Raw genomic sequence first — 24,946 nt, 5'->3', positions numbered from 1 at the left:
AGAGATCTGTGGCATCTAACCAACCGTTTGGCAAGGAAATTCCTAGCGCACACGTTTGGAGTTTACCTCAATAGACACTCGGTAGGCCACTTTTACAGTTCGAGAACTTGATGCAGACGTGAAAGTCGAGCATCGCGTTATATTCGGACAATCTGTCCAGGAATGATCACGGGCCGGGCCATTTTTTCTCGAAGGGGTCATTCATGAATGGCTCATGTATCCAGCTTATCAAAAAGAGGGCAATTTTTTGATTTCATCCGAGGCGGAACAACAGAGGGAAAAAATACAAGAAATGCCACGGGGCGAGCAGCGAATCGCCGACACTGCACCAAGGAACTGCAATGGGTGTGCTCACACAATTTGCCACACAGCCGGTTTCTCTCCCGGTATCGACAGCGTGGTACCTTTCCGACCTCGGCGAATTTCGCGGCAGGCAGGAACTTTACACGCACCAGTCGCCGCAACGATTGAAAGCGTTGCGCGAGCACGCACTGATCGAAAGCGCCGTGTCGTCGAACCGCATCGAGGGCGTTTCAGTCGATCCGGCAAGGGTGCGCAATATTCTTGTTTCGCCGAAACCCTTATTCCGTGACCGCGACGAGGAGGAAGTACGCGGCTACCGCGATGCCCTGACGTGGCTCCACGCCGAGGGCTCTGGCATCCAGCTCGACGAGCAGACGATCAAGCGGCTGCACGCCATGATCCGTGGACGGATTTGGGATGCCGGACAATACAAGGAACAGGACAGCGACATCATTGAGCGCCATCCTGATGGCCACGAGCGGGTAAGGTTCCGTACCGTGCCGGCATTGGTGACTTCAGTACACATGGCTGATCTGGTGCTTGATTGGCGCCGCTGCCTGGACGAGGGCTGGGTACCGCCGCTGATTGCGCTGGCGGCCTTCAATCTCGACTTCCTGTGCATCCATCCCTTCCGCGATGGCAACGGTCGGGTGTCGCGCCTGCTCTGGCTGCTGCAAAGCCATCAGCTGGGTTACGAGGTGGGCCGGTACATCAGCCTGGAACGCCTGGTCGAGCAGAACAAAGACCGCTACTACGAAACGCTGGAGGCGAGTTCGCAGGGCTGGCACGAGGACAAGCACGATCCCTGGCCTTACATCAACTACGTGTTGTTCATCCTGAAGACGGCCTACAAGGAGTTTGCCGAGCGGATGGGCGAAACCAAGGCGCCTCGTGGCGCGAAGACCGATCAGGTACACGCGGCCATCGAGCAGTTCGCCGGGGAATTTTCCATCGCACAACTGGAACTGCGCTGCCCGGGTGTCAGCCGTGACATGGTTCGCCGGGTACTGCGCGAACAGCAAGCGACAGGCAAGATCGAGTGCCTGGGGCGCGGGCCGGCGGCGAAATGGCGGAAAAAAGGGTAATTACCCTTTTGTAAGGGTAATAGAAAGGGTACGATCGCTTCCCCTCACCCCTGCCCCTCTCCCAACAAACATGTCATGGGCACGCTTGTACTCCGTTTTTTCCGCCATCTCCCAGACCACCACGCAACAGCAACCAGATGAAAAATGGCCCTCCCAGGAATGCCGTAATGACGCCCACGGGAATTTCCGCCGGGGGGATCAACATGCGGGCCAGGGTATCGCACAGGGTCAAAAATGCTCCGCCGAAAAGAAGTGTCGCTGGCATCAGGTATCGATGATCCGCGCCCACGATCCGGCGGCATATATGGGGAACCATCATGCCCACAAAACCGATCGGACCCGAGATGGCCACGACGCCACCGACCATCAGGGAGGTTGCCAGAAACAGGATGTTCTTGACGCCACAGACATCGACGCCACGGCTGAGGGCCAGTTCCGCATCGATCAGCAACAGGTTGAGTTCCCGGGCACGGGTTCCCACCAACAACGATCCCACGACCACGAACGGGACAAGGTGAAACAAGGCATCGTATCCCGTTGCCGACGGTTCAGGTCATGGGTAACGGTGACGAGGGTCAACCCTCGTTCCTTGTTGATCCGTGCCAGAAGGGTGTTGATCTCGGCGGTGTGTTTCGGGTCGAGAAAGGTGGCAGGTTCGTCCAGAAGGAGAAGTTCCACACCCTGAGCCAGAGCCGCGGCAATCTGGACCTTCTGCCGTTCCCCGCCACTCAGGGAAGCCAGGGGACGCTCGGAAAAACCGTCCGTTCCCGTCAAGGACAAGGCATCCCGAACCATCGCGTAATCCCTGGGACCTGGCGCGCAAAAGGGCCGCAAATGGGGGTAACGTCCCATGAATACATACTCGCGAACCGAAAACGGGATACATCCTCCATTGAACTGGGGGACGTATCCCAGCAGGCACGCCAACTCCCGCCGCCGATATTTTTCCTGAAGTTTCCCCCTGATCCGGATTTCTCCCCGGGTCGGGTCGAGAATCCGGTTGATGCATCGGAGCAGGGTCGTTTTTCCCGCCCCGTTCGGCCCGACAACGGCCACATGTTCCCCCTCGTGAATGTCCAGGGAAAGATCGCCAAGCAAAACCCGACCCCGAAGATGCAACGACAGTCCCTCGATCCGAATGATTGGCTGGCGCGGCACGTTTCATTCCCCCTCGGGATGAATGGCCTCGGCCATTTTTTCGAGGATCAGGATGAACCGTGGCCCGGGAACGACCACATAATCCTCCGAAAATACATGGATCCGATCATTCCGAACCGCGGCGATCCCTTTCATGTTTCGCCATTGCGCCACCGCCTGGCCCGCCACCACCCTGCCAGACGGCAACAACGACACGCCGACCAGAAACAGAAGGATCGTGATCGCAGCGGGGACAAGGCCCCGCGACCATACCCTGCTCTTTCCAAAAATAAAAATGAAGCGGCAAACGACCAGCACGAAACGCCGCAATGAAACCGGAGCGGGCAGGCCGAAGGACATCGGCGATCACCTTGAGCGCGAAGGTTGGACAATCGACAGGTACCACCACGATCGGGCCCATGATCGGGTTCGTACATGCACCGGCAGGTTTTCGGACTCGGGGGCCTTGTGACACTCATCCCTACGATCACTGCTTCCCACCCGTTGGGCAGTGCATGGCGCTCAAGAATGCGCCGTGTGATCTTCGTTCCCCCATACCGCTGCGCGACAGTCCCGGATTCGCACCGGGTTCCCTCTTGCGATGTCGCCGTGTCGATGATGCCGCACGCGACATGCCGTTGACCCGATCCTACGAAACCTCCACCCATGTGTCAACCACCGGACCGACAGGGCCATCACATTCGCACGAAACATGAAAGTCATCAACAAGAACACTGACACGCCCCTTCGAACCCGCCATGAAAAAGAAAGTCCTGTCTCCCCATCAAGGTATGATTCTCAAGACAAATGCACCATCGCCTTCAGAAGATGTTTCGGTTAGAATGATCGTTTACCAATTCCCCTCCAACGTGGAATCGTCATGATCGAGATCCATGGTGTCCGTCACTACTACCAACGCCGCAAGGGTCCCGTTCGCCAAGCCCTCGACAACATTCACCTCCACGTTCCCGAGAAAACCCTGTGCGCCCTGACCGGTCCCAACGGTGGCGGCAAATCGACCCTGTTGCGCATACTCACAGGACTCCTTCTCCCCGGCAGCGGCACGGTTCGCCTGGGCGGCATGGACCTCCACGCCCATCCCCTCGAAGTTCGACGACTCATGGGCGTTGTCTTTCAGCATCCCGCCCTGGATGCCCAACTGACCCTGCTGGAAAACGTTCACATACATGCCCGACTCTACTCCATTGGAAAAAAGGAACTCGACCGATCCCTCGACGAGGACCTCGAATGGACCGGACTCAAGGACCGCCTCCATGAACGGGTGGGTACCCTCTCGGGGGGACAGCAACGGCGGGTCGAGCTGGTCAAGGCCCTGCTCCACCGACCGCGACTTCTCCTCATGGACGAGCCGACCACCGGACTGGATCCTGTTGCCAGAAAATCCTTCTGGGAAGGCATCTTCCGCTTCCGCGACCGCCTCGGCCTGACCATCCTGACCACGACCCACCTGTTCGACGAGGCCGAACAGGCCGATCAGGTCGCCATCCTCCACCAGGGACGGATGCTCGCCCATGGCGCCCCGGAAGAACTGGTCCGGAACATGGGCAACGAAATGATCGTTCTCCATGCCAAGGACCCCGAAACGGCCATCCTGGTCCAGGAACGACTCTCCGCGTCATCACAACTCGTCCTGCAACGTTTTGGCCGGGAATTGCGCATCGAAGGGGCCTCCCAGGAAATCATCGATACCCTCCTGCGACAACGAAAGGACCAGTTTCACGATATTGCCATCAAAAGACCGACCCTCCAGGATTTTTTCATTCATGTCACCGCCAAAGCACCGGAACATTCGTCATGAGCCTTGCCGTCGCAGCCCTCGCCAAACGAGAATGGATCCGCTTTTTCCGCCAACCCCAGCGTGTCGTCGGCAGTATCGCGCAACCCCTTCTCTTCTGGATTTTCCTCGGCAGTGGCTTCAGTTCCTCCTTTCGCCCCCCCGGAATGGAATCGATCCGTTATCTGGAATATTTTTTCCCCGGAATTCTCCTGATGGTCGTCCTGTTTTCGGGAATCTTTTCGACGATCACCATCATCGAAGACCGAAGCCGGGGGCTGCTCCAGGGAGTCCTCGTCGCCCCCATCTCCCGAACCGCCATCGTTCTGGGAAAAGTCACCGGGGCCATGGGCATCGGTCTGGCCCAGGCCCTGCTCATGATGGCAGCCATCCCCTTCCTGAACCTGTCCATCGACCCCACCGGATGGATGCTTCTTGCCCTGGGGCTGGTTCTCTCGGCCCTCGGATTCACCACCCTGGGATTCATCATCGCCTGGAACATGGAAAGCACCTCGGGCTTTCATGCCATCATGTCCATTTTTCTGCTGCCGCTCTGGATGCTCTCGGGAGCCCTTTTCCCAATGGGACATCTTCCGCAATGGCTCGACCTTCTCATGCTCCTCAACCCGGTCAGTCACGCCCTGCAACTCATTCGCCTCCCCTTCCATCACCCGGGGACGCAACTTCTCGACATGAGCCAATACCATTCGGCACTTGTCATTACCCTTCTCTGGGCAGGCCTGTGCCTGGCCATCGCCCTGTGGAAAGTCAACCATGTCGAATCGGGAGCGCCACCACATGCAACCGCGGAGCCATCTTCATGATCCATTCCGGATTCGTCATGCCGCCGAGAAAACCGATCGTTCGTTCACAATCCGGTAACCCGATGCCAGATTCGCCGCCCGTGTGCTTCGGAACCATCTTCGCGCCAGATTCAATCAGGCGGCCCACTTTCATGCAGGACCAATAATAAAATGGGGGTATCTCATGTCCAAGAAGAAATCAAAACACGATAGAAAAGAAGAAAAAGAGGAAAAAAAAGAGAAAAAAGACGAGTCGAAAAAAAATGGGGCCAACGTGAAATCGGAAGATCGTCCGACACGGAAAAAACTTTCGGAAAAAGATTATCTCAATGAGATGACCCGACTTCAGATCGAACTGGTCAAGCTCCAGGAGTGGATCAAGATCAAAGGACTCCGGGTGGTGGTCATTTTCGAGGGCCGCGACGCCGCCGGCAAGGGAGGGGTCATCAAGCGAATCATGGAGCGGCTCAATCCACGTATCGTCAAGGTGGTTGCCCTGGGAACCCCCACCGAACGAGAAAAAACCCAGTGGTATTTCCAACGTTACGTCTCGCAACTGCCCGCCGCCGGCGAGATGGTCCTTTTCGACCGCAGCTGGTACAACCGGGCCGGGGTTGAAAATGTGATGGGGTTTTGCTCGCAGGACGAATATCGTGAATTTCTCCGAACCTGTCCCGAATTCGAACGGATGCTGGTCCGTTCCGGAATCATCCTGATCAAATACTGGTTTTCGGTGAACGATGAAATTCAGGAAAAACGGTTCCAGGACCGGATCAAGGACCCGACCAAACGGTGGAAACTCTCACCCATGGATGTCGAGTCGCGCAATCGCTGGGAAGAGTATTCCCGCGCCAAGGATGCCATGTTCGCCCATACCGACATCAAACAGGCCCCCTGGTTCGTCGTGACCGCCGACGACAAGAAACGGGCGCGGCTCAACTGCATCCATCACCTGCTGCACGCCATTCCCTACGAAGACCTGACTCCCAAGCCCATGCCCCTGCCAGCTCGGGTCAAATCCCAGGGTTATGTACGCCCGCCCATCACCGACCAAACGTTTGTCCCCGATTTCGATGCCCCCGAAGGGGATCATCCCCTGCCGGTTCCCCTTCACCTGCAACCGGGTCTCGACACAAGCAGGGAGGAAAACTGACGGTCCGGGAACCTCCCCGACCCACGATCCCGACAAGCGCTTGCAACCACGACATGGCCTGAATCATCCCCGGAGGCGCTCCGGCGCCTCCGCCTGAATATCGATAAAAACAACAATGACACCAAGGAGGATGGATTATGAACACAGACCCTGTTGACAAACGCCTTTTTGAAAGAATTCAAAAAAACCCGAACTATCGGGCACTGGTGACCCGGCGTTCCCGCTTTGCCTGGACACTCAGCATCATCATGTTGGTGATCTATTACGCCTTCATTCTGGTTGTCGCCTTCGCGCCGCAGTCCCTGGGCGCCAGGATTTCACCCGACAGCGTCATCTCGGTCGGAATCCCGCTGGGGGTATTCATCATCGCCATCGCCTTCGTCCTGACCGGCATCTATGTCTACCGCGCCAATGGTGAATTCGACGACCTGACCCGTCGCATCAAGGAGGAAACGAAATGATGCGCCATCTCATTGCCCTGTCTCTTGGTTTCGCCATTTCGTGGTCTTCCCTCGCCCAGGCCGCCGATCCCGCGGCGGCCAGCACCGAGGCGCCCCTGAACATGACCGCGATCGCGATGTTTTTCGTCTTTGTCGCCGTCACGCTTGGCATCACCTATTGGGCGGCATCGCGCACCAAGACCACCAAGGATTTCTATGCCGCGGGTGGCGGCATCACCGGCTTTCAGAATGGCCTTGCCATCGCCGGCGATTACATGTCCGCCGCATCCTTTCTCGGCATTTCCGCCATGGTGTTCGCCAAGGGATACGACGGATTGATCTATTCCATCGGCTTCCTGGTAGGTTGGCCCGTCATCCTGTTTTTGATGGCGGAACAGTTGCGCAATCTGGGCCGCTACACCTTTGCCGACATCGTCTCCTTTCGGCTGTCGCGCATTCCCATCCGTACCCTTTCGGCCCTGGGAACCCTTTGCACCGTCATCCTCTATCTGATCGCGCAGATGGTCGGCGCCGGGCAACTGATCCGTACCTTGTTCGGTCTGCCCTATGAATACGCCGTCATCATCGTCGGCACCCTGATGATTCTCTATGTCGCCTTCGGCGGCATGATCGCAACCACCTGGGTTCAGATCATCAAGGCGGTTCTTCTCCTGACCGGCGCCACATTCATCGCCCTCGGGGCACTCCACCATGTCCAGTTCGATTTCGAGGCGTTTTTCCGCAGCGCCCTGGAAGGCGTCAAAGCCAGTGGCCTGGCCGATCACAAAAAAGTGGTCGCCGAAAACAAGGACATATTCGCCCCCGGCGGACTCGTCTCCGACCCCATCTCGGCAATTTCCCTGGGGATGGCTCTGATGTTCGGCACCGCCGGTCTGCCGCATATCCTGATGCGCTTTTTCACCGTCGCCAATGCCAAGGAGGCCCGCAAATCGGTGTTCTACGCCACGGGTTTCATCGGCTATTTCTACATTCTCACCTTCATCATCGGCTTCGGCGCCGTGGTCCTGGTGGCCCCCAATCCCCACTACATCGATATCATCAAGGGAACCCTCAATGGTGGCAACAACATGGCCGCCATCCACATGGCCCATGCCACCGGTGGCGATCTGTTCCTCGGCTTCATTTCGGCGGTCGCCTTCGCGACCATCCTGGCGGTGGTGTCGGGCCTGACGCTGGCGGGGGCCTCGGCCGTGTCCCATGATATTTACGCCAACGCCATCCGTGGCGGTCAGGTGGACGAACGGGTGGAAATGCGCATCTCCAAATTCGCTGCCCTGGCCCTGGGGATCATCGCCATCTACCTTGGCATCCAGTTCGAAAAACAAAACGTCGCCTTCATGGTCGGACTGGCCTTCGCCATCGCCGCTTCGGCCAACTTTCCCATCCTGATTCTTTCCATCTATTGGAAAGATCTGACCACCCGCGGCGCCCTGATCGGTGGTTCCCTGGGATTGATTTCCACCGTCACCATGGTGATCCTGTCGAAAACGGTCTGGGTCGAGGTCCTGGGCAACAAGGCGCCGTTGTTTCCCTACAAGGACCCTGCCATCTTTTCCATGACCCTGGCCTTCTTCGGCTGCTGGCTGTTCTCGAAAATGGACAACAGTTCCCAGGCGCAAAAGGAACGGGCGCTTTTCGATCCCCAGAATGTCCGTTGCGAAACAGGGATCGGGGCCGTGGAAGCCTCGGGACACTGACGGTCGGCTCTGGGACAGACAATATCGGCCCAAGGTCGAAAAAAAGTTTCTTGCATACCGTGGAAGGGGATGCGGCAATGGCGCCCCTTCCACGGAACCCGCCGTCACACAGGCGATGGCGCTCGGTCGGCCATCACGTCGCACCGCGTCTCGCCATGGAAGGCGCCGTCTTTCCTTTTCGCTCTCCATGACTTCGATAACCACCGCCCTCCCTATGACACCCAATCAATCCATCGGAGAACTGGATCTCGTTCATCTTCCGATACTGCCGGCAACCGCCACCATCCGCGAAGCCGCCCGTCACATGCAGCGTCATGACCAAGATGCCGCATTCATTACGAAAGGAACCCAACATGGGGTGATCACCAGTTCCGACATCCGTGACGCCCTGGCTCTGGACCTCAAAGGGGTCGAAACCCCCGTTGCCGAAATCACCTCCTGGAACCTGGTGGTCGTCTCTCCCGATATTTCCCTGCTCAAGGCATTTCTCCTCATGGACCGCCGAGGATTGAAGCGTGTGGCAGTGGGACGCTCCGGAAACCTTCTGGGAAGCCTCGAATGGCACCGACTCCTGTCGCTTCTGACCCACCATCCGATTCTGGCCATCGAGCATGTCCGTGACGCCTCCTCCCTGGACGAACTGGCCCGATCTTTCAAGCATCGGGAATGTCTGGTTCGAACCCTTCTGGACCGCGGTGTCCGAATCGATCACCTGGGTCGTCTGCTTCAGGAACTGGACCGTAAAATCTTTCAAAAGGTCGCCGCTTTCGTGGCGCCGCCGGATATTCATTCCCACCTCTGCATCCTCATGCTTGGCAGTGAAGGCCGGGGTGAACAGCTTGTCGCATCGGATCAGGACAATGCCCTCGTCGCCGACGATTCGCTCACCCCACGGGAGGTCGAACGGTTCGCCACCGCCTTCGCATCAGCGCTCCTCGATCTGGGTTATCCGCCCTGCCCCGGAAACGTCATGATGAATCATCCGGCCTGGAACGGTTCGGTCGCATCCTTTCTGGCACGCATCCGCTCCTGGATCGATGATCCAACTCCTGAAAATCTGCTCCATCTTGCCGTATTTTTCGATGCCCGTCCCATCGCCGGAAACTTTGATCTTTTCTGGTCATTGCGACGCAACTATTTCGGCCATCTTCCCCAGGATCAGGGGTTTCATGCCCGGTTTGCCATGCCGACACTGGCCTTCGCAACCCCTTTGGGATTTTTTCATCGCTTCATCGTCGAAAAAGGTAGCCAACAGGGGCGAATCGACCTAAAAAAGGGAGGTATCTTTCCGATCGTCCATGGCGTCCGGAGTCTGGCGCTCGAACGGCGCCTCAAGGATCCCAACACCAGGCGCCGGATTCAGGGATTGGTGCGACTGGGGGTCCTGGAGCCTTCATTCGCCAAGGATCTGCTCGAAGCCTTCGCGTTTTTCCTGCACCTGCGACTGCGAACCCGCATGGAAAACGCCGGTCTTCCTCTGTCGGATGCCCGGGCTCCTTCCGACCATGTCTCCCTTGACACTCTGGGCCGGATCGATCGGGAACACCTGCGTCACGGCCTTGTTCGGGTCGATCACTTCAAGGAGTTGATCAACCATCATTTTCAGTTAAGAATGTTGCAATAGTCATGATGCGGTCGATTCTGAAGCCCAGGCACATCATGACGCCACCCGGAGAGCGGAAATGGCGGCGGAAATATTGATCGTCGATGATGCCCCCAATATCGTCCTGTCGTTGGAATTCCTCATGAAAAAAGAGGGATTCTCGGTGCGATCGGTCGCTGATGGCGAAGAAGCCCTTGCCGCGGTCGCCGCCAGAAAACCCGATCTGATCCTTCTGGATGTCATGATGCCCAAACGCAATGGTTTCGAGGTCTGTGAAACCATTCGCGCCAATCCACTCTGGAACGATGTCCGCATCATCATGTTGACCGCCAAGGGACGCGAGGTCGAACAGGAAAAAGGATTGGCATTGGGAGCGGATGACTATGTCACCAAGCCCTTCGCCACGCGCGAACTGGTGGCAAAGGTCAAAGAAATGTTGCGATTGGATCAGCGCACATCATCATGAACGCTCGTTCACGATTCTGGGGTATTCTGGCCTTGTTTCTGCTCCTGGCGGCAGTCGCTCTTGGAGGAACCGCCTGGTTTTCCTTCGCCCAGATGCCCACCATCGACGCGCCCCTGGCCGCATGGTTGAAAAAAACCAGCGCCTGGTTGCTGTTTGGTCTTTTTCTGCTGGGGGGAATCCTGGCACACATCTGGGCATGGCTGGACCGGGTATTGTTTCGCCCCTTGACCCACCTGGAACGTGGGGTGGAAATCATGGCCAACGCCAATGCCTTGCATGCCATCGCCATCGATGGCGATCATTGGCTCGAATCCCTCCCCACCGCGACACAACAATTGGGGACAGCACTCTTTCATGCCCGCCGACAGGTCGGCGAGGCACTGATCCGCAGCGCCGAAGGGATGGAGCAATTGGAACAGGTGATCCAATCCATGCCCATCGGCTTGATCGTCATCAATGCCCAGGGGCACATGATCCTGTACAACCAAGCCGTTCAATCCCTCTTTCGCAACCACCTGGATTCCCTGGGACTGGGACGCTCCCTGTATGACCTCTGCCCCCGTCATCCCATCGAAACCACCATGCACCTCCTCGAACGCAACGTCCATTCCACGGAGGGAGACAACAAGGAGTCGATGCATTTTTTCTGCACCACCCTTCACGATGCCCTGATCCTCTCCTGCACCATGCGCCTTTTTTCCGGTGGTCACCCGGTGCAAAATCATTTCCTGATCACCTTCGAGGGAGAGAGACGCCGGGTTTCACTCCTGCGTCACAGCGACCGCATGCTCCGCCGGTTTCTTGAAAACATTCGCGGTCCGATGGCCAACCTGAACGCCGCCGCGGAAACCCTGACAGGAAATCCCGACATGGAACCTTCCAGCCGCAATCAATTCATGCACATCATTCACAGTGAAGGAGAAGACCTTTCGGAACTTGTCGCGCAAATGGCCGCCCACGCCAATGCCCTGGCTACCGAACACTGGTCCCTGGCGGATGTCCTCACCTCGGACCTGATTTCAGGATTGTCCCAACGCCTGGAAAAAAACAACGGCCCCAGTCTGGTCCGGGTTGGCGAACCCTTGTGGGTCCTGGTCGATGCCCCTTCTCTGGTCCTGGCCCTGGAGCAATTGGCCCTCAAAATCCGGGATCATGCCCATCCCTTGACCATCGAGGTCCAGGCGTTGATGGGCAACCACCGCATCTATCTGGATTTCATCTGGGTCGGCACGCCGCTTCCCGCCTCCACGGTGGAGTCCTGTCGCAGCCTGATGATTTCCGATGGTGATGCCACCTTCAACATCGAGGAAATCCTGGAAGGGCATGGCAGCGAACTGTGGAGCCGCAAACATCGCCAGCCGGGGCAGTCGATGTTGCGCCTGCCGCTCCCCCCTTCGCCGCGGCAGTGGCGACAGAAGGAACAATTCATCCAGGAACGTCCCGAGTTTTATGACTTTTCCTTGATGACCTCCATCAAATCCCTGGGCAAGGTGGCGGCACGGGGACTTGCCGGGATGAATTTCGTTGTCTTCGATACCGAAACCACCGGTCTTCAGCCCTCCAAGGGTGATGAAATCATCGCCATCGCCGGGGTACGGGTCGTCAACGGGCGCATTCTCAAGGGCGAGACGTTTGAGCGACTTGTCAATCCGCGCCGTCCCATCCCTCTGGAATCGACGCACATTCATGGCATCACCGAAGAAGATGTCCTCAATCAGCCGACGATCGAGGAGGTACTGCCGCAATTCAAGGCGTTTGTCGGCGATTCAGTGCTGGTAGCCCATAATGCCGCCTTCGACATGCGTTTTCTGCAACTTCTGGAGGAACGCACGGGCGTCCGTTTTGAACTTCCGGTACTGGACACCCTGCTGCTTTCGGTTTATCTGCATGAAGGGGAGGTCGATCATACCCTGGATGCCATTGCCCGGCGTTTTGGGGTGACCGTCCAGCGCCGTCATACGGCCATGGGCGATACCCTGGTGACGGCGGAAGTTTTTCTCAGGCTTATAAAACTATTGAATTCGAAAGGAATCTCGACCCTTGGCCTTGCTCTGAAGGTTTCCGAAAGCATGGTCGGGATCCGGCGGCAGCAGGCCAGAGCCAATTATTGAATATATCGTCAGTCCCCCTGTTCTGAATTATTGAAAGAAAAAAGGGGTCTGGGGGATTGCCCCCAGGGTTTTGATTTTGACTTTGTTTTTTACGCGCCATTTCACCCGAAGCGAATTTCCGCGTTTTTTGCGAAGGAAGGCAAACGCATTGCAAGAGTAGTATGGCCTGGAAACTTGCAATGTGTCCTGGTCTTTTCGCAAAAACCGCGAAAAGACCAGGACAAGGGCGCGCGCCTGCGCAAGATTCCCGCAAAAACCATGCGGGAATCTTGCTTCGGGTGAAATGGCGCGTAAAAAACAAAGTCAAAAACAAAAGAAAAAACAAAACCCTGGGGGCAATCCCCCAGACCCCTTTTTTCTCTCAATAACTAAACCCGAAGAGTATCCGGGCAGTTACTATTTTTTTCACCGGAAAGTGCCATCAGTCACAGCTTCGGGACAATGAAATAAAGCGCCGACCCCTCACTTTTCATGAATCCCGCTACCCGTTCCGCCTCATCACCAAATCCTGTAAACAAATCAACCCGCCCCGGACCACGAATTGCCCCACCCGTGTCCTGATTGACAACGAAACGAATATCCTCACGCCATTGCCACACCTGCTTTCCATCCTCCTGGAAAACAGGAAGGGAGGTCTGCAAAATTCCCGGCGCCCCCTTGGGAAACAACCGATGATCGGTCGCAATGGACCGACCCGCCGTCAACGCAACGGCGATGTTTCCGACCGGAGCCCCTTTAATTTCCTTGAAGAAAACATAGGACGGATTGTATTCCAATACCCGCTCAACCTGATCGGGATGCCGTGACAACCATTCACGCAAGGCGGGAAGGCTCATATCCTCCCTGGAAATTTCCTTCTCCTCGATCAACAGTTTTCCGATGGCGCGATAGGGATGACCATTGGCGCCATCATAACCCACGCGCATCATCGCACCATTTTCCAACATCACCCGCCCCGACCCCTGAATCTGGAGAAAAAAAGCGTCGATGGCATCATCGACCCAAACCAGCTCCAAACCACGCTTTTCAAGTTTCCCTTTGCGATCGATACTGGCACGGTCATGATAGGGCAGAAGTCGCCCCCCCTCCATGCGCGCCACCAAACGCCGCCCTTTGAGGTCGGTAAACCAATGCCCCAAATCCGCCTCGATCAGATCACCCGGTTTCCGATACAAAGGCACATGGCATTTTTTTGTCTTTTTCAAACATCCCCGTAACAAGGGTTCATAATAAGCAGTCACCAGGACATTGCCGGCGGAGTCGGATCCCACCGAACGAAAAATTTCATATTCGTCCGTCAGTATCCGTTCAAAAGAGTCGCGGTTCGCCGTCCGGGCCGCATCGGCCAGTTTCCGCAGCGCCACGAGCATCCGTCCCGCCTCGACCACCCGAGGTCCAAATCGTACCGGTGCCGTTGGCGGCAATCGTTGGTAATAAACCACACTTTGTTCCAGCGCATCGGCCCAGGAATTTCGTTGACCATCACGATCGAACACGGAACGAACCTCGTCCCATGAAGCAGGTCTCAGGCTTGTTTCGCTGGATGGTTTGACTTCAGCCGGCAGCTCGGGGGCCGCCGGTTCGATGGGAGAAACATCCGGTGGCGGCTGACACGAGGCCAACATCAGCCCACACACCATGGCACACAAAACCCTCCATCCTGGAAACAACACGCTTCCTTCCCCCATGATTCACCCCTTCAATAACATCCCGCCCCCCGGGACATCGCCTTTGAAAACCGGCATCCATCCCATCCAACACAACCATCGAGCGTGGCCTCCGATGTTACAGTCCCCAGGAAGGATCCAACCCCTTCCTTGGACTCAATTCTCCTCCCCCCCCTGCCCCGGTTGCTGGATGGCAGCCAAAGCCCAATTGGGATTCTTCGAACCCACAGGACGGGTAAAGGTCCAGAATTCCTCGATTGTCACAGGAAGCGAACGATTGCCCTCAACCACCGTCCCGCGACTGTCGGTGGAATATTCGATCATGGAGACCAGGAGATGAACCGTGATCCAGTCTTCCCCCGATTCCTGCCACGCCTCACTGATTTGAGCCTTCTGGAATTGAATGTTCTCGATGACATCGTTGAGCGCCGCATTCTGACGCGCCTGAAGATCACCCTGGATCCGTTCGAACATCGCCTGAGTCAGCAGGGGACGCAGACTGTCCAGGTTACCCTCGCACCATGATTTTTGCATTTGTTGAAAGGCGATCCGGGCGCCATTGAGGAACCGCCCTTCATCGAAGCCAGGATCCATGGAGGCGATGTGTTGCAGCCCCTGGGAAACCGCGTCCACTTCCTGGGATGCCCCACCGATGTCGAACGTTTGCGGCAACCCCTGACCGCCGCGCACCACCTCGGAATTCATCCCGTCATTGGAGCGGGCGTGCCGTGACAGGTCATGGCCACTCCGCAAGACCCCCTCGCCGCCGCGTTGCAGGTCCACCCCGCCCGCCGGAGCCAGGCTGCGCTGCCGTTTGAACCAGCGAATGGCAAACCACAAAAGCCCGCCGATCAGCAGGATTTCCAACAAGCCGATGCCACCGCCGGTCCCCATACCCGCACCCGCGCCACCAAAAAGCATCGAGCCCAGGAAACCACCAAGCATGAATCCGCCGATCCCGCCAAGAAGACCGGAACCCATGCCGCCAAACATGCCCCCGGTTGCCGCGGCGCCGGGACGGGTGGTTGAAAAAGAGGACGAGGATTGATTCATTCCACTGCGCGGCGCCGCCGGTTGCGGTGCGGAAAACCCCTTGGACCCGCGAGCGCCGATGGAACTGCCACCACCCATCCGTTTGGCTTCGGACTCCTCGGCAAGCATGAGAAAAACACCAAAGATTCCGACAATCATCGAAGACATGATTGCCATCCATTTCGTTTTATTCATGGCCTACTCCCTTATGAACTGAGGTCAGGTGTTGGTTTATTGAATATTGAAATATGCTTGTTCCCAAATCAATCCAGATCCCGATGACAGACCCGTGAACCCCCATGTGTAACGGTCCTGGGGGCCCTGGACCGTTACCTTTTTTCATCGATCCACCGTCCTCCCCTCACCGGCACACGATTCCCACAAAAGTTCCGCCAGATGCCGGACAACGATCGGATGACGCGCCGCCGCGAATCCCGCTTCCACATTCAGCAGGCAGCCTGGATTGGTTCCGGTGACGATACTGGCGCCACTGGCCATGATTGCATTGATTCTGCCATCGCGAATCGGTTCGCAATGCCGCGGATGCGACAGCAGGGTGTCCCCCCCGGCGCCGCAACATGCCCCGCCCCCGGACAATTCCACCCGGTCACCCGCAACGGCATCGAGCAGTTGCCGGGGTCGATCCATCACCCCCAGGGAATTGCGCGTCTGACAATGATCCATGAATACCACCCTTTTTGCAATTTTTTCCGCGAAAAAGGTCTCGGGATCAAGACAACGATTGGCAATCAGGTCGGAAAAATCGATCACTTTTTCGACAAACCGCCGCGCCAGAAGTTCATATTCGGCATCGTGCGCCAAGGCCCGGGCGTAACCACCAACCGTCACCCTGCATGCCGCCGAATCACACAAAACCACATCGACCCGATCCGCCACAGGACGAAACCGGTCCAATACCTTTTTTGCCTGCTTGAGAAAACGCTTGCGGTCTCCCCCTTCCCGATGCGGGGCGCCACAGCAGCCAAAACCTTCCAGAAATTCGACCCGCACCCCCAACCGCGCCAACAGAGAAGCGGTCGATGTCGCCACCCCAGGATAAAACATACGCCCCATGCAGCCACACAACAACGCCGCCCGCAACGGTTTTTCCCCGGTGACCCACCCGTGAATCACGGAAAAACGGTCTCCCTTCATCCCTTTCATTCCCGACGGCCTACATCCCCGGAACGATTCCCGATATGTGGGAATCAACCGGTCCCACCGATGCCCCCCCCCCGATGGCCAGCGATGCAATACCTTGCGCACCATCGACCCTTGATACCACCGCACCATCCAGGCCACGGGACGGGAAAGCCACGCACGATCGGTAATTCCGTGAAACAATCGCGTCCGCCATGGTTTCGATACCGACATCAGGGAACGGGCAAGCATCACCAGTTTTCCCACCCGCACACCCGCCGGGCAGGCGGCATGACAGGCCCGGCATGAAAGACAAAAAGAGAGCGTCTGTCCCGCTTCCTCCTTCGTCATCAAACCGTTCATGAAGGCAAGAATCACCGATACCCGACCCCGAGGTGATTGCATTTCCTCGTTATGGGCGCGGTAGGTGGGACAAACCGGAAGACAAAACCCACAATGGGTACACAACCGGGCTTGTTCCAGTTTTCGAAAGTCCCCCAACCGCTTCTCCTGCTCCTGTGCCATCCGCCCCTAATCCACCGGTTTGAAGGAAAATTCCAACTCCCGACATTCATCGCAACCTGCTGGCGGAGGATCAACGACCCTCGTCTTCCAGATCGCACGCAACACCGAACCATCAAACCCCTTGTTCCCCGACGAATGCTCCACCTGGGCATCCTGCAACGATCCGTCCGGTCCCACCCGCACCCGCACCCGCACCTCCAATTGCGTTTCGTTGATCAATCCATTCGGTTTGCTCCAGTTGTTGCGAACCGTCATGGTGATGTTGCGTTGCCACATCGCCAGAACCGTCGGCGAAACCGTCGGCGATGCATCCTCCGCTCCTTCGCTGGCTTCCCGATCCCCCTTGTCCTCCTTCTCCACCTTGTCCTGATATTTGGCAATCGCCTTGGAAAAATCAAGAGCAGGCTTTTTCTTGTCGTTCCCCGCCGCAACTTCGGCCTTTTTGGTCTCCTCCGCTTTTGCAGGTCCCTTGGCTTCGGTCTTTTCGGGCTTTTCCGCCGTCTCGGCCTTATCCACCTTGTCGGTCTTCTCCACCTTGTCCGGTGGCTTCTTCTTCGGCCCCGGTTCAACAACCGGCTTGGCTTTGACCATGGGCTTGGGTTCGGGTTCGACCGCCTTGGGCTTTTCCTTTGGAACCTCCTTCACAGGTTCGGGTACTTTTTCGGGTTTGGGCTCCGGTTTGCGCTCCGGTTTGGGTTCCGGCTTGGGTTCCGGCTTGGGTTCCGGCTTGGGTTCCGGTTTGGGTTCGGGCTTGGGTTCCGGCTTGGGTTCCGGTTTGGGTTCGGGCTTGGGTTCCGGCTTGGGTTCCGGCTTGGGTTCCGGTTTCGGACGCGGCTTTTCGACCGGCTTGACGACCTCCGGAGGCCGAGGTTCCGGCAAAGACTGTTTGGGTGGGGATGGAGGAGGCGGTTCCTTTGCCGGAGGCAAAACAGGGGCCGCCCGCGCCTGGGGCGGTTGTTGCCTGGGTAGCGTCTGGCCCGTCCTGGAAGAAAGCTCGGTTGGCAATTGAATCAGATTCACCGCCAGAACAGGAGGCTTGGCTGGTTCGAAACTGGCCATGGGCAGGAAATAGGCCGCCATCACCAGGGTCAGATGAAGAACGACCGACCAGATCAGAGGGGTTCTGCTCGACATCATAACGTATCGGGCAATTCCGTGATCAGCCCTACCTTGTCAACCCCCGACCGTTGCAGCGCGGTCATGACTCGGATCACGAAACCATAGTCAGCCGCCTTGTCCCCACGGACATACACCGGCAGCTTGGGATTGGCCAGACGGATGCCCCGCACCTTCTCGCCCAGTTCGTCAAGATCGATGGCCCGTTCCTCGATATAAGTGCTCCCATCGGAGCGAACCGAGATGACCAGGGGTTCGGTATCGGTAGAGATTGCCTGGGAATCCTCCTTCGGCAGATCGACTTCGACCCCCTGGGTCATAAGCGGCGCGGTCACCATGAAGATGATCAGCAACACCAGCATGATATCGACCATCGGCGTGACGTTGATGTCACTCATCGCCGACAGGCCGTCCCGCCCCCCGTTCAGATTGACCCCCATGCTCATGACGTCGTCCTCCCCACGCGCCGGGCCGCCTGGCGTTCGAGAATGTTCAAAAATTCGGCGCCGAAATTATCCATGCTCTGATGCAGACGACGCAGATCGGCGGCATATTTGTTGTAGGCGATCACCGCGGGAATGGCCGCCACCAGTCCCATCGCCGTGGCGATCAACGCCTCGGCGATGCCTGGGGCCACCATGGTCAGGGTCGTGGTCTTGGCCCCCGCCAGTCCGCGAAAGGAATTCATGATTCCCCAGACCGTTCCGAACAGACCAATGAACGGACTGGTCGATCCGACCGTCGCCAGGAAAGTCAATCCGTGCCCGATATTGTCCAGTTCCCGATTGAGCGTGACGGTCATGGACCTTCGGACATTCGTCAAGAGATCACCCACCTCCGGGTCCCGAGCGGGCGTCCCCCCCCCTTCCCAGCGTTTCCATTCGCGAAATCCCGCCAAAAATACCGCCACCATGGGACTTCCCGGCCATTCGTCGCCCGCGGTCTGATACAGTTTGCCAACGCTGCCGCCACTCCAGAACCGTTCCTCGAAGGATTCCGAGTCACGGGCGATCCTGCGAAACCGGCGCCATTTGTCGAAAATGATGGCCCAGGAGACTACCGAGGACATCATCAGCATCAGCATCACCAGCTTTACAACCGGTCCCGCCTGGGAGACCAGGTCCAAAATGCCATGCGAGGCGATCGTTTCATTCATGTGTGGTCACTGTCCTCGTTACGAATGGATCCAGAAAGGAAAAGCCAAGCCACTTCATCCCCCGCCGATACCGGGAAATGTTCACACAGATTACGCTCATGGACCAGAATCCGGGAGGCCATCGCAAGCCCTTCCTTGCATCATCAAGACGATTTTTCCGCCGCAGGCCCTACCGATCCAATTTTTCCAGAACCTCGACCAGGTCGTTTGGCAACCGGACCGGCTTGAAGGCCCGGTCGAGCAGACCAATCCTGACCTCGGCCTGAATCAAGGGACGATGCATTGATTGATGCACGATCCTCTGCTGCAAGTTTAAGCTCGCCCCACCCCTTTTGGCCAGTGTTAATGTAATCAAGAGCAAATCATCCATCCGGGCCGGGGCAAGAAAATGAACGCTCAGACGACTGACGGCAAACACGAGCCCACGCTCCCGGGCCAAACGGGACTGGTCGAATCCAAGGCTGCGCAACCATTCGGTTCGGGCCCGTTCCATGAAATTGAGGTACACCGAATGGTAGACCACGCCTCCCGAATCGGTATCCTCATAATAGACCCGCACGGGCCATTCGAATACAGGCGGCATGTGACGATCATCCCATTCGTTGCGGGAACGGACGTCCCAGATGGTTGCATGCCGCCAAGGTTGCCCGGCGACCTCGTGGGGTTCGATCCAGAAAACCCTGTTGCAGCAGATAGGGTTCGATAATATCCTCGATGGTATCCCGGGTTTCGCCGATGGCGGCGGATAGGGTATCCAATCCTACCGGTCCACCACTGAACTTGTCGATGATGGTCGCGAGCAGACGCCGATCCATCCCATCCAGGCCCAAGGCATCGACTTCAAGGTGACCCAGGGCCATGTCGGCGACCTCCTGATCGATCGTCCTCTTTCCCAGGACTTCGGCGAAATCCCGCACCCGGCGCAGCAGGCGGTTGGCAATCCGAGGGGTCCCTCTGGAGCGTCGTGCGATCTCCCAGGCGCCCGATTCCACGATACCAATCCGTAGAACGTCGCTGGAACGGCGAATGATGGTCACCAGATCATCGGGAGAATAGAATTCGAGCCGGGCCAGGATGCCAAAGCGATCGCGCAAGGGGCTGGTCAACATACCTGCCCGGGTCGTCGCCCCCACCAGGGTAAAAGGGGAAAGGTCGATCCGGACCGAACGGGCCGAAGGTCCTTCGCCGATCATGATATCCAGTTGACCGTCTTCCATCGCGGGATAAAGGATCTCCTCGATCATTGGACTCAAACGATGTATTTCGTCAATGAAAAGGACATCACCCCGCTCCAGATTTGTCAGCAGAGCGGCCAGATCGCCCGCCTTTTCGATGACCGGCCCCGAGGTGGCCCGCAGATTGACCGCCATTTCGGAGGCGATGATGCGGGCCAGGGTTGTCTTGCCCAATCCTGGAGGACCATGAAGCAACAGATGATCCAAAGGTTCGCCGCGTCCGCGGGCTGCGTGGAGAAATACGAGCAGATTGGCCTTCAATCGCCCCTGACCGATAAATTCATCCAGCCGCAACGGACGAATGGACCCCTCGCCCGCCCCTTCCTCCGGCGACGAAGCGGCGGCCACAAGGCGATCCGGGAAATCCTCGATCATCGAGTCAGCACCTTGAGGGCAGAGCGCAATCCCAGGGAAAAGTCGGTCCACGCTTCGGGAGGCAGCTCCTGGATGGCCCGATCCGCGTCGGCACGCCGGTACCCCAGATTGAGCAGCGCCGACAACAAAGCCTGCCGCCCTGCCAATTCTTTTTCCCGAGGCTCGCCCGATCGATCCGCGTTTTCTTTTTCAGTTTCATCCCTGTTTTCGTCGGGCACCCCCGCCAGCGGCGCCAGTCGCTCCTTGAGTTCGATGACGATTCTCTGGGCAATCTTCTTGCCGATTCCGGGAATCCGGACCAGTGAAGAGACATCCTCGGTCACGATCGCGGTCACCAGGGATCGTGGCGACATGGCTGACAGGACCGCCAGCGCCAGCCGCGGACCGATCCCGTTGACATTGTTCAGATGTTTAAAGAGATTCCGTTCATCGTCGCGTGTGAATCCATACAGATGGAAGGCATCTTCCCGGACCAGGGTGTGGATCAGCAGACGACAGGAGGCCCCTGGTTCGGGCAATTGCTCGAACGTATGCAGGGAAATCAGCACCCGATACCCTACGCCATGGACGTCGATCACCGTCTCTTCGGGACGCTTCTCCAGGACGATTCCCTGCAAATGGGCGATCATGAGGCCCTCTGCCCTGTCAGACGCAATAACGGCGCCTGATTCAAATGGCAAACCGCCGCCGCCAAGGCATCGGCGGCATCCATTGGCGCCTGTTTTGGCATCGCGAGCAGCATGCGAACCATCTCCTGAACCTGATGCTTTTCCGCCCGACCATAGCCGACGACCGCCTTCTTGACCTGAAGGGCGGAATACTCGAAAACCGACAGTCCACCATGACACGCGGCAGCAATGGCGACACCTCGGGCGTGCCCCAGTTTAAGGGCGCTCGCAGGATTGCGGGCGACGAAGATCTCCTCCACCACCGCCAGTTGCGGACGATGTTGCGCGATCACCAGAGACAGTCCGGTAAAAATTTCATCCAGCCGCTCCGGCAACGATCGGTCGGTTCGGGAACGGATGGCCCCATGGGCCACGGCGCGAAAACTGTTGCCGTTCGACGCCACGACCCCCCATCCGGTTGCCGACAATCCCGGATCGATACCCAATACGCGCAGTTCCTGTTTCAATCGACCGCCAATCGTTCCATGATCTCATCGGGAATATCAAAGTTGGCCGAAACCCGTTGCACATCGTCATTGTCTTCCAGGCGATCCATCATTTTCACCATCGACTGGGCATTTTTCTCGTCGAGGGTGATCGTATTCTGGGGACGCATGACCACTCCGGACTCGTGTACCGTTCCCACATTCCGGGCCACCAGCGCTTCGCGAATCATTTCCAGATCATCCGGTTCGGTGATCACTTCGCAGGTGTCCCCATCGACCACCACATCCAACGCCCCCGACTCCAGGGCTGCTTCCATCAGCCGATCTTCGTCGAACCCGGAAAACAGGATTTGCCCCCGGCGATCGAACATGTAGGAAACACACCCCGATGTTCCCAGGTTACCACCATAGCGACTGAAAATATGCCGAACATCGGCAACCGTGCGATTGTTGTTATCGGTCAGGGTATCGACGATGACCGCCACCCCCCCGGGACCATAGCCTTCGAATCGCACCTCCTGATATTCGGCCCCATCCATTTCGCCGATCCCCCGCTTTATGGCCTTTTCCATGGTATCCTTGGACATATTCTGTCCTCGGGCCGCGAGCAAAGCGGCACGCAAACGGGGATTGGAATTTTGATCGCCGCCCCCCATGCGGGCGGATACGGTGATCTCGCGGATCAACTTGGTGAAAATCTTGCCTCTTTTGGCATCCTGCGCCCCCTTGCGATGTTTGATGTTCGCCCATTTACTATGTCCAGACATAACCCGCTCCACAAAGAAAACGCAATCCTTTCGTTTCGATAATCGACCAGGAAATGTTAAACAAATCCCGTGCAACTGTCCATGCCATCCGATGAACGGAAGGAAACTTGTTTGATCGCACCGCACGTCGCATCGTTTTTTTTCGCCAAACCTTCTCGTGGTCACCGACCCCTTTCATCGATTTGGCGACAGTTTTTTTCCTGGAAAAGAAGATTCCCTGTCCATAAACTCACGATCGGACGGATGCGAGCCCTTGGAGTCGTTCGTCGATGGTTGCCATGAGAAAGAATTATCGTTTGCTGTTTGCGGCTTTTCTGCGTCAGAAGGAAGGATCTTCAATGTTTCACGGCAAGGATGTGATGGCAATCATTCCCGCCCGTTGGCAATCGCACCGTTTTCCCGGAAAACCCCTGGCCCTGATCGCGGGGGTTCCGATGATTGTCCGCGTCTGGCGCCAGGTATCCCGGGCGACCTTGATCCATCGGACCGTCATTGCCACCGATGATGAACGCATCGCCGCAGTCTGCCGCGACCACGACATGGCCTGCGAGATGACCTCGCCCGCCCATCAGACGGGAACCGATCGCCTGGCGGAGGTGGCCAGCCGGCATCCTGCCGACATTCTGGTCAATGTCCAGGGCGACGAACCGATCATCGATCCCAGATCGATCGATGCCGTGGTCCATTGCCTCCTGGCGGCACGGGAAAAAGGAATCGAGGTGGCGACAGGCTACATCGAAGGGACCACCCCCGAGCAGGAGTCCTCCCCATCCTCGGTCCAGTTGGTCCCGACCCTGGACCGTTGTGTCCTCGCCTTTTCCCGCCTTCCCATCCCGATGAGTTTCAGTGAACCGTTCCAACGCAACCTGCACGTCGGATTGCATGCCTTCACCCGCCAGGCGCTCCTTCGATTCGCAACATGGCCCCGTGGCCCGGTCGAGCGGGCCGAAAGCCTTGAACTGATTCGCTTTCTGGAATACGGCCAACGCATTGCCTGCGTCCCGGTCCAGGCCGGATCGATCGGCGTCGATCACCCGGAAGACATTGCCCGGGTAGAGGCGATCCTGCACCACTCCCCACGATGACAGGAATCACTTCCTGATGGCCGCGATCCGGACATAAGAGCTTAACCGGTTCATCTGTAGAAATGTTTGCAGGTTGTTCCAGGTATGTTCGTCGCGATGGCGAAACAGATATTCCCAAAACGGTTCGATGATTCCGTCGCCCATCCGGTCCAGGGTGGTACGGACAATTTCGACATCAAGACGACCCGGGGTACTCAATTCGACAATTTCGAACCCCGCCCCGACAATGAGACCCGTCAACGCCTCCAGGGAGAGAAGATTCATCCGGTTGATTGGATTGAGCGTGGAAGCGTACTTTCCAAGTACCTGATATTCAAATCCGCTGCATGTTGTCGTTGTCAATAGCAGAAAACCGTCCTTGCGACAGTTCTTCCCCGCCCACTGCATAAACTTCCCGCAATCAACCATCCGTTCTACGGAATGAAAGGCGGAAATAATATCCGCCTTCGTTGACAAATCTTCCCATGAAGACCAAAAATGAATACCCTTGGGAGACAATCCCTGACACTCGTAGAGTTGCGGTCTGAATGAGATGATCTCTGACGAGGTAAAGGTTGCCACAAGTCGGGCAAGAAAATAGGGCGAACTGCTGCCATAGTCCAACAAGGTCGGTGTTGTATCGAACCGTTCATCGACCAACTCGGATAACCACTGAATGTTGGGACCATGCAAATGATTCAGGTGAGTTTCGGAAAGGTTTTGAACTTCCGACCGCCAATAACGACAGGCGGATGATTTTTCATAGAAAATATCCAGAAAATCGGCCTGCGGACGAGGATTGACGAAAATGGAACCGCAGGCGGTGCATTTTTCATATGTCAAACCCAACTTCTCATAGACCGGCAGCGCCACTCCGGCACCGCAACCTGGACAGGCAACATTCTGCAATCGGGATCGATCCGAAAAAAAATCGGAGATGTCCCTTTCCAAGCGTGCGACATACTCGCCATACAACCGGTCAGCTCCCAGGTTGGACGATTCCAGATGTTCAAGATTGATGGCGGATCTCACGCTCAGTCACCTTCCAGAAAATTGTGGAATCATCAGACCTTAAGAGTGTCGCCCAAGGTTTGCGGCGTCTTTGAGATTTGAAACCACTTCCCTCACATATTCAATGCTG

25 protein-coding genes and 1 riboswitch are annotated in these 24,946 nt (G+C 57.2%); of the genes, 10 read left to right on the top strand and 15 right to left on the bottom strand.

Annotated elements, in window-relative coordinates; translation table 11 throughout:
* Positions 1-341: 341 nt before the first annotated feature.
* Positions 342-1,388, top strand: coding sequence for a Fic family protein (locus tag HQL76_04800; GenBank protein MBF0108473.1), 1,047 nt, complete (start codon positions 342-344; stop codon positions 1,386-1,388).
* Positions 1,389-1,461: 73 nt separating this feature from the next.
* Here the strand turns inward: HQL76_04800 and HQL76_04795 are convergent, their stop codons facing one another.
* The 3 genes from HQL76_04795 to HQL76_04785 are packed head-to-tail and all read right to left on the bottom strand — an operon-like array spanning position 1,462 to position 2,885.
* Complete coding sequence (locus tag HQL76_04795; protein MBF0108472.1) at positions 1,462-1,911, bottom strand: iron ABC transporter permease; 450 nt, start codon at positions 1,909-1,911, stop codon at positions 1,462-1,464.
* Positions 1,833-2,546 carry an ABC transporter ATP-binding protein gene (locus HQL76_04790; GenBank protein MBF0108471.1) on the bottom strand — a complete coding sequence of 238 codons (714 nt, stop codon included), beginning with the start codon at positions 2,544-2,546 and terminating at the stop codon, positions 1,833-1,835. The genes HQL76_04795 and HQL76_04790 overlap by 79 nt, the downstream gene beginning before the upstream one ends.
* 3 nt (positions 2,547-2,549) lie before the next feature.
* Positions 2,550-2,885 (bottom strand): hypothetical protein, encoded by a 336-nt coding sequence (locus tag HQL76_04785; GenBank protein ID MBF0108470.1) that lies wholly within the window; start codon positions 2,883-2,885, stop codon positions 2,550-2,552.
* Between the two features lie 64 nt (positions 2,886-2,949).
* Positions 2,950-3,180, bottom strand: a riboswitch (cobalamin riboswitch).
* A gap of 225 nt (positions 3,181-3,405) precedes the next feature.
* Between HQL76_04785 and HQL76_04780 the strand changes: the two genes are divergently transcribed.
* From HQL76_04780 to HQL76_04745, 8 genes are all read left to right on the top strand, one after another.
* The gene (locus HQL76_04780; protein MBF0108469.1) at positions 3,406-4,344 is read left to right on the top strand and encodes an ABC transporter ATP-binding protein; all 939 of its coding nucleotides are present in this window, start codon (positions 3,406-3,408) and stop codon (positions 4,342-4,344) included.
* Positions 4,341-5,144, top strand: coding sequence for an ABC transporter permease (locus tag HQL76_04775; protein ID MBF0108468.1), 804 nt, complete (start codon positions 4,341-4,343; stop codon positions 5,142-5,144). The genes HQL76_04780 and HQL76_04775 overlap by 4 nt, the downstream gene beginning before the upstream one ends.
* Positions 5,145-5,307: 163 nt before the next feature.
* Entirely contained in the window at positions 5,308-6,276 is a 969-nt protein-coding gene (gene ppk2 / locus HQL76_04770) for a polyphosphate kinase 2 (GenBank protein MBF0108467.1), read from the top strand.
* Between the two features lie 137 nt (positions 6,277-6,413).
* On the top strand, positions 6,414-6,737 hold the full coding sequence (locus HQL76_04765; GenBank protein MBF0108466.1) for a DUF485 domain-containing protein: 324 nt from the start codon (positions 6,414-6,416) through the stop codon (positions 6,735-6,737).
* Complete coding sequence (locus tag HQL76_04760) at positions 6,737-8,434, top strand: cation acetate symporter (protein MBF0108465.1); 1,698 nt, start codon at positions 6,737-6,739, stop codon at positions 8,432-8,434. Before HQL76_04765 ends, HQL76_04760 begins: the two co-directional genes overlap by 1 nt.
* A gap of 214 nt (positions 8,435-8,648) precedes the next feature.
* Positions 8,649-10,058, top strand: coding sequence for a CBS domain-containing protein (locus HQL76_04755; GenBank protein ID MBF0108464.1), 1,410 nt, complete (start codon positions 8,649-8,651; stop codon positions 10,056-10,058).
* Between the two features lie 58 nt (positions 10,059-10,116).
* Positions 10,117-10,503: a response regulator gene (locus HQL76_04750; protein ID MBF0108463.1), complete on the top strand. Its 387-nt coding sequence runs from the start codon at positions 10,117-10,119 to the stop codon at positions 10,501-10,503.
* Positions 10,500-12,614 carry a histidine kinase gene (locus HQL76_04745; protein MBF0108462.1) on the top strand — a complete coding sequence of 705 codons (2,115 nt, stop codon included), beginning with the start codon at positions 10,500-10,502 and terminating at the stop codon, positions 12,612-12,614. Before HQL76_04750 ends, HQL76_04745 begins: the two co-directional genes overlap by 4 nt.
* Positions 12,615-13,039: 425 nt before the next feature.
* Here HQL76_04745 and HQL76_04740 read toward each other — a convergent pair whose 3' ends face one another.
* From HQL76_04740 to HQL76_04690, 11 genes are all read right to left on the bottom strand, one after another.
* The gene (locus HQL76_04740) at positions 13,040-14,254 is read right to left on the bottom strand and encodes an MltA domain-containing protein (protein ID MBF0108461.1); all 1,215 of its coding nucleotides are present in this window, start codon (positions 14,252-14,254) and stop codon (positions 13,040-13,042) included.
* 183 nt (positions 14,255-14,437) lie between these two features.
* The gene (locus HQL76_04735; protein ID MBF0108460.1) at positions 14,438-15,481 is read right to left on the bottom strand and encodes a Tim44 domain-containing protein; all 1,044 of its coding nucleotides are present in this window, start codon (positions 15,479-15,481) and stop codon (positions 14,438-14,440) included.
* Between the two features lie 171 nt (positions 15,482-15,652).
* Complete coding sequence (locus HQL76_04730) at positions 15,653-16,978, bottom strand: (Fe-S)-binding protein (GenBank protein ID MBF0108459.1); 1,326 nt, start codon at positions 16,976-16,978, stop codon at positions 15,653-15,655.
* A 6-nt stretch (positions 16,979-16,984) separates the two neighbouring features.
* A complete protein-coding gene (locus HQL76_04725; GenBank protein MBF0108458.1) occupies positions 16,985-18,115 on the bottom strand; it encodes a TonB family protein in 1,131 nt (376 codons plus the stop codon).
* A complete protein-coding gene (gene tolR, locus HQL76_04720; protein ID MBF0108457.1) occupies positions 18,112-18,534 on the bottom strand; it encodes a protein TolR in 423 nt (140 codons plus the stop codon). The genes HQL76_04725 and tolR overlap by 4 nt, the downstream gene beginning before the upstream one ends.
* A 2-nt stretch (positions 18,535-18,536) precedes the next feature.
* Positions 18,537-19,250: a protein TolQ gene (gene tolQ / locus HQL76_04715; GenBank protein MBF0108456.1), complete on the bottom strand. Its 714-nt coding sequence runs from the start codon at positions 19,248-19,250 to the stop codon at positions 18,537-18,539.
* Between the two features lie 169 nt (positions 19,251-19,419).
* A complete protein-coding gene (gene ybgC / locus HQL76_04710) occupies positions 19,420-19,833 on the bottom strand; it encodes a tol-pal system-associated acyl-CoA thioesterase (GenBank protein MBF0108455.1) in 414 nt (137 codons plus the stop codon).
* A gap of 7 nt (positions 19,834-19,840) precedes the next feature.
* Positions 19,841-20,860 carry a Holliday junction branch migration DNA helicase RuvB gene (gene ruvB / locus HQL76_04705; GenBank protein ID MBF0108454.1) on the bottom strand — a complete coding sequence of 340 codons (1,020 nt, stop codon included), beginning with the start codon at positions 20,858-20,860 and terminating at the stop codon, positions 19,841-19,843.
* Entirely contained in the window at positions 20,857-21,489 is a 633-nt protein-coding gene (gene ruvA / locus HQL76_04700; GenBank protein ID MBF0108453.1) for a Holliday junction branch migration protein RuvA, read from the bottom strand. Before ruvA ends, ruvB begins: the two co-directional genes overlap by 4 nt.
* On the bottom strand, positions 21,486-21,983 hold the full coding sequence (ruvC, locus tag HQL76_04695) for a crossover junction endodeoxyribonuclease RuvC (GenBank protein ID MBF0108452.1): 498 nt from the start codon (positions 21,981-21,983) through the stop codon (positions 21,486-21,488). The genes ruvA and ruvC overlap by 4 nt, the downstream gene beginning before the upstream one ends.
* Before the next feature lie 8 nt (positions 21,984-21,991).
* A complete protein-coding gene (locus tag HQL76_04690) occupies positions 21,992-22,741 on the bottom strand; it encodes a YebC/PmpR family DNA-binding transcriptional regulator (protein MBF0108451.1) in 750 nt (249 codons plus the stop codon).
* A 278-nt stretch (positions 22,742-23,019) separates the two neighbouring features.
* Between HQL76_04690 and HQL76_04685 the strand changes: the two genes are divergently transcribed.
* Complete coding sequence (locus HQL76_04685) at positions 23,020-23,826, top strand: 3-deoxy-manno-octulosonate cytidylyltransferase (protein MBF0108450.1); 807 nt, start codon at positions 23,020-23,022, stop codon at positions 23,824-23,826.
* A 6-nt stretch (positions 23,827-23,832) separates the two neighbouring features.
* On the opposite strand, the gene HQL76_04680 is transcribed toward HQL76_04685, so the two are convergent.
* Positions 23,833-24,837, bottom strand: coding sequence for a methyltransferase domain-containing protein (locus tag HQL76_04680; protein MBF0108449.1), 1,005 nt, complete (start codon positions 24,835-24,837; stop codon positions 23,833-23,835).
* Positions 24,838-24,946 lie beyond the last annotated feature (109 nt).

Source organism: Magnetococcales bacterium (genome assembly GCA_015228815.1).
Classification (GTDB): Bacteria; Pseudomonadota; Magnetococcia; order Magnetococcales; family UBA8363; genus UBA8363.
Note: the sequence above shows the minus strand (reverse complement) of the source record. Positions and strands in the feature narration are given on the sequence as shown.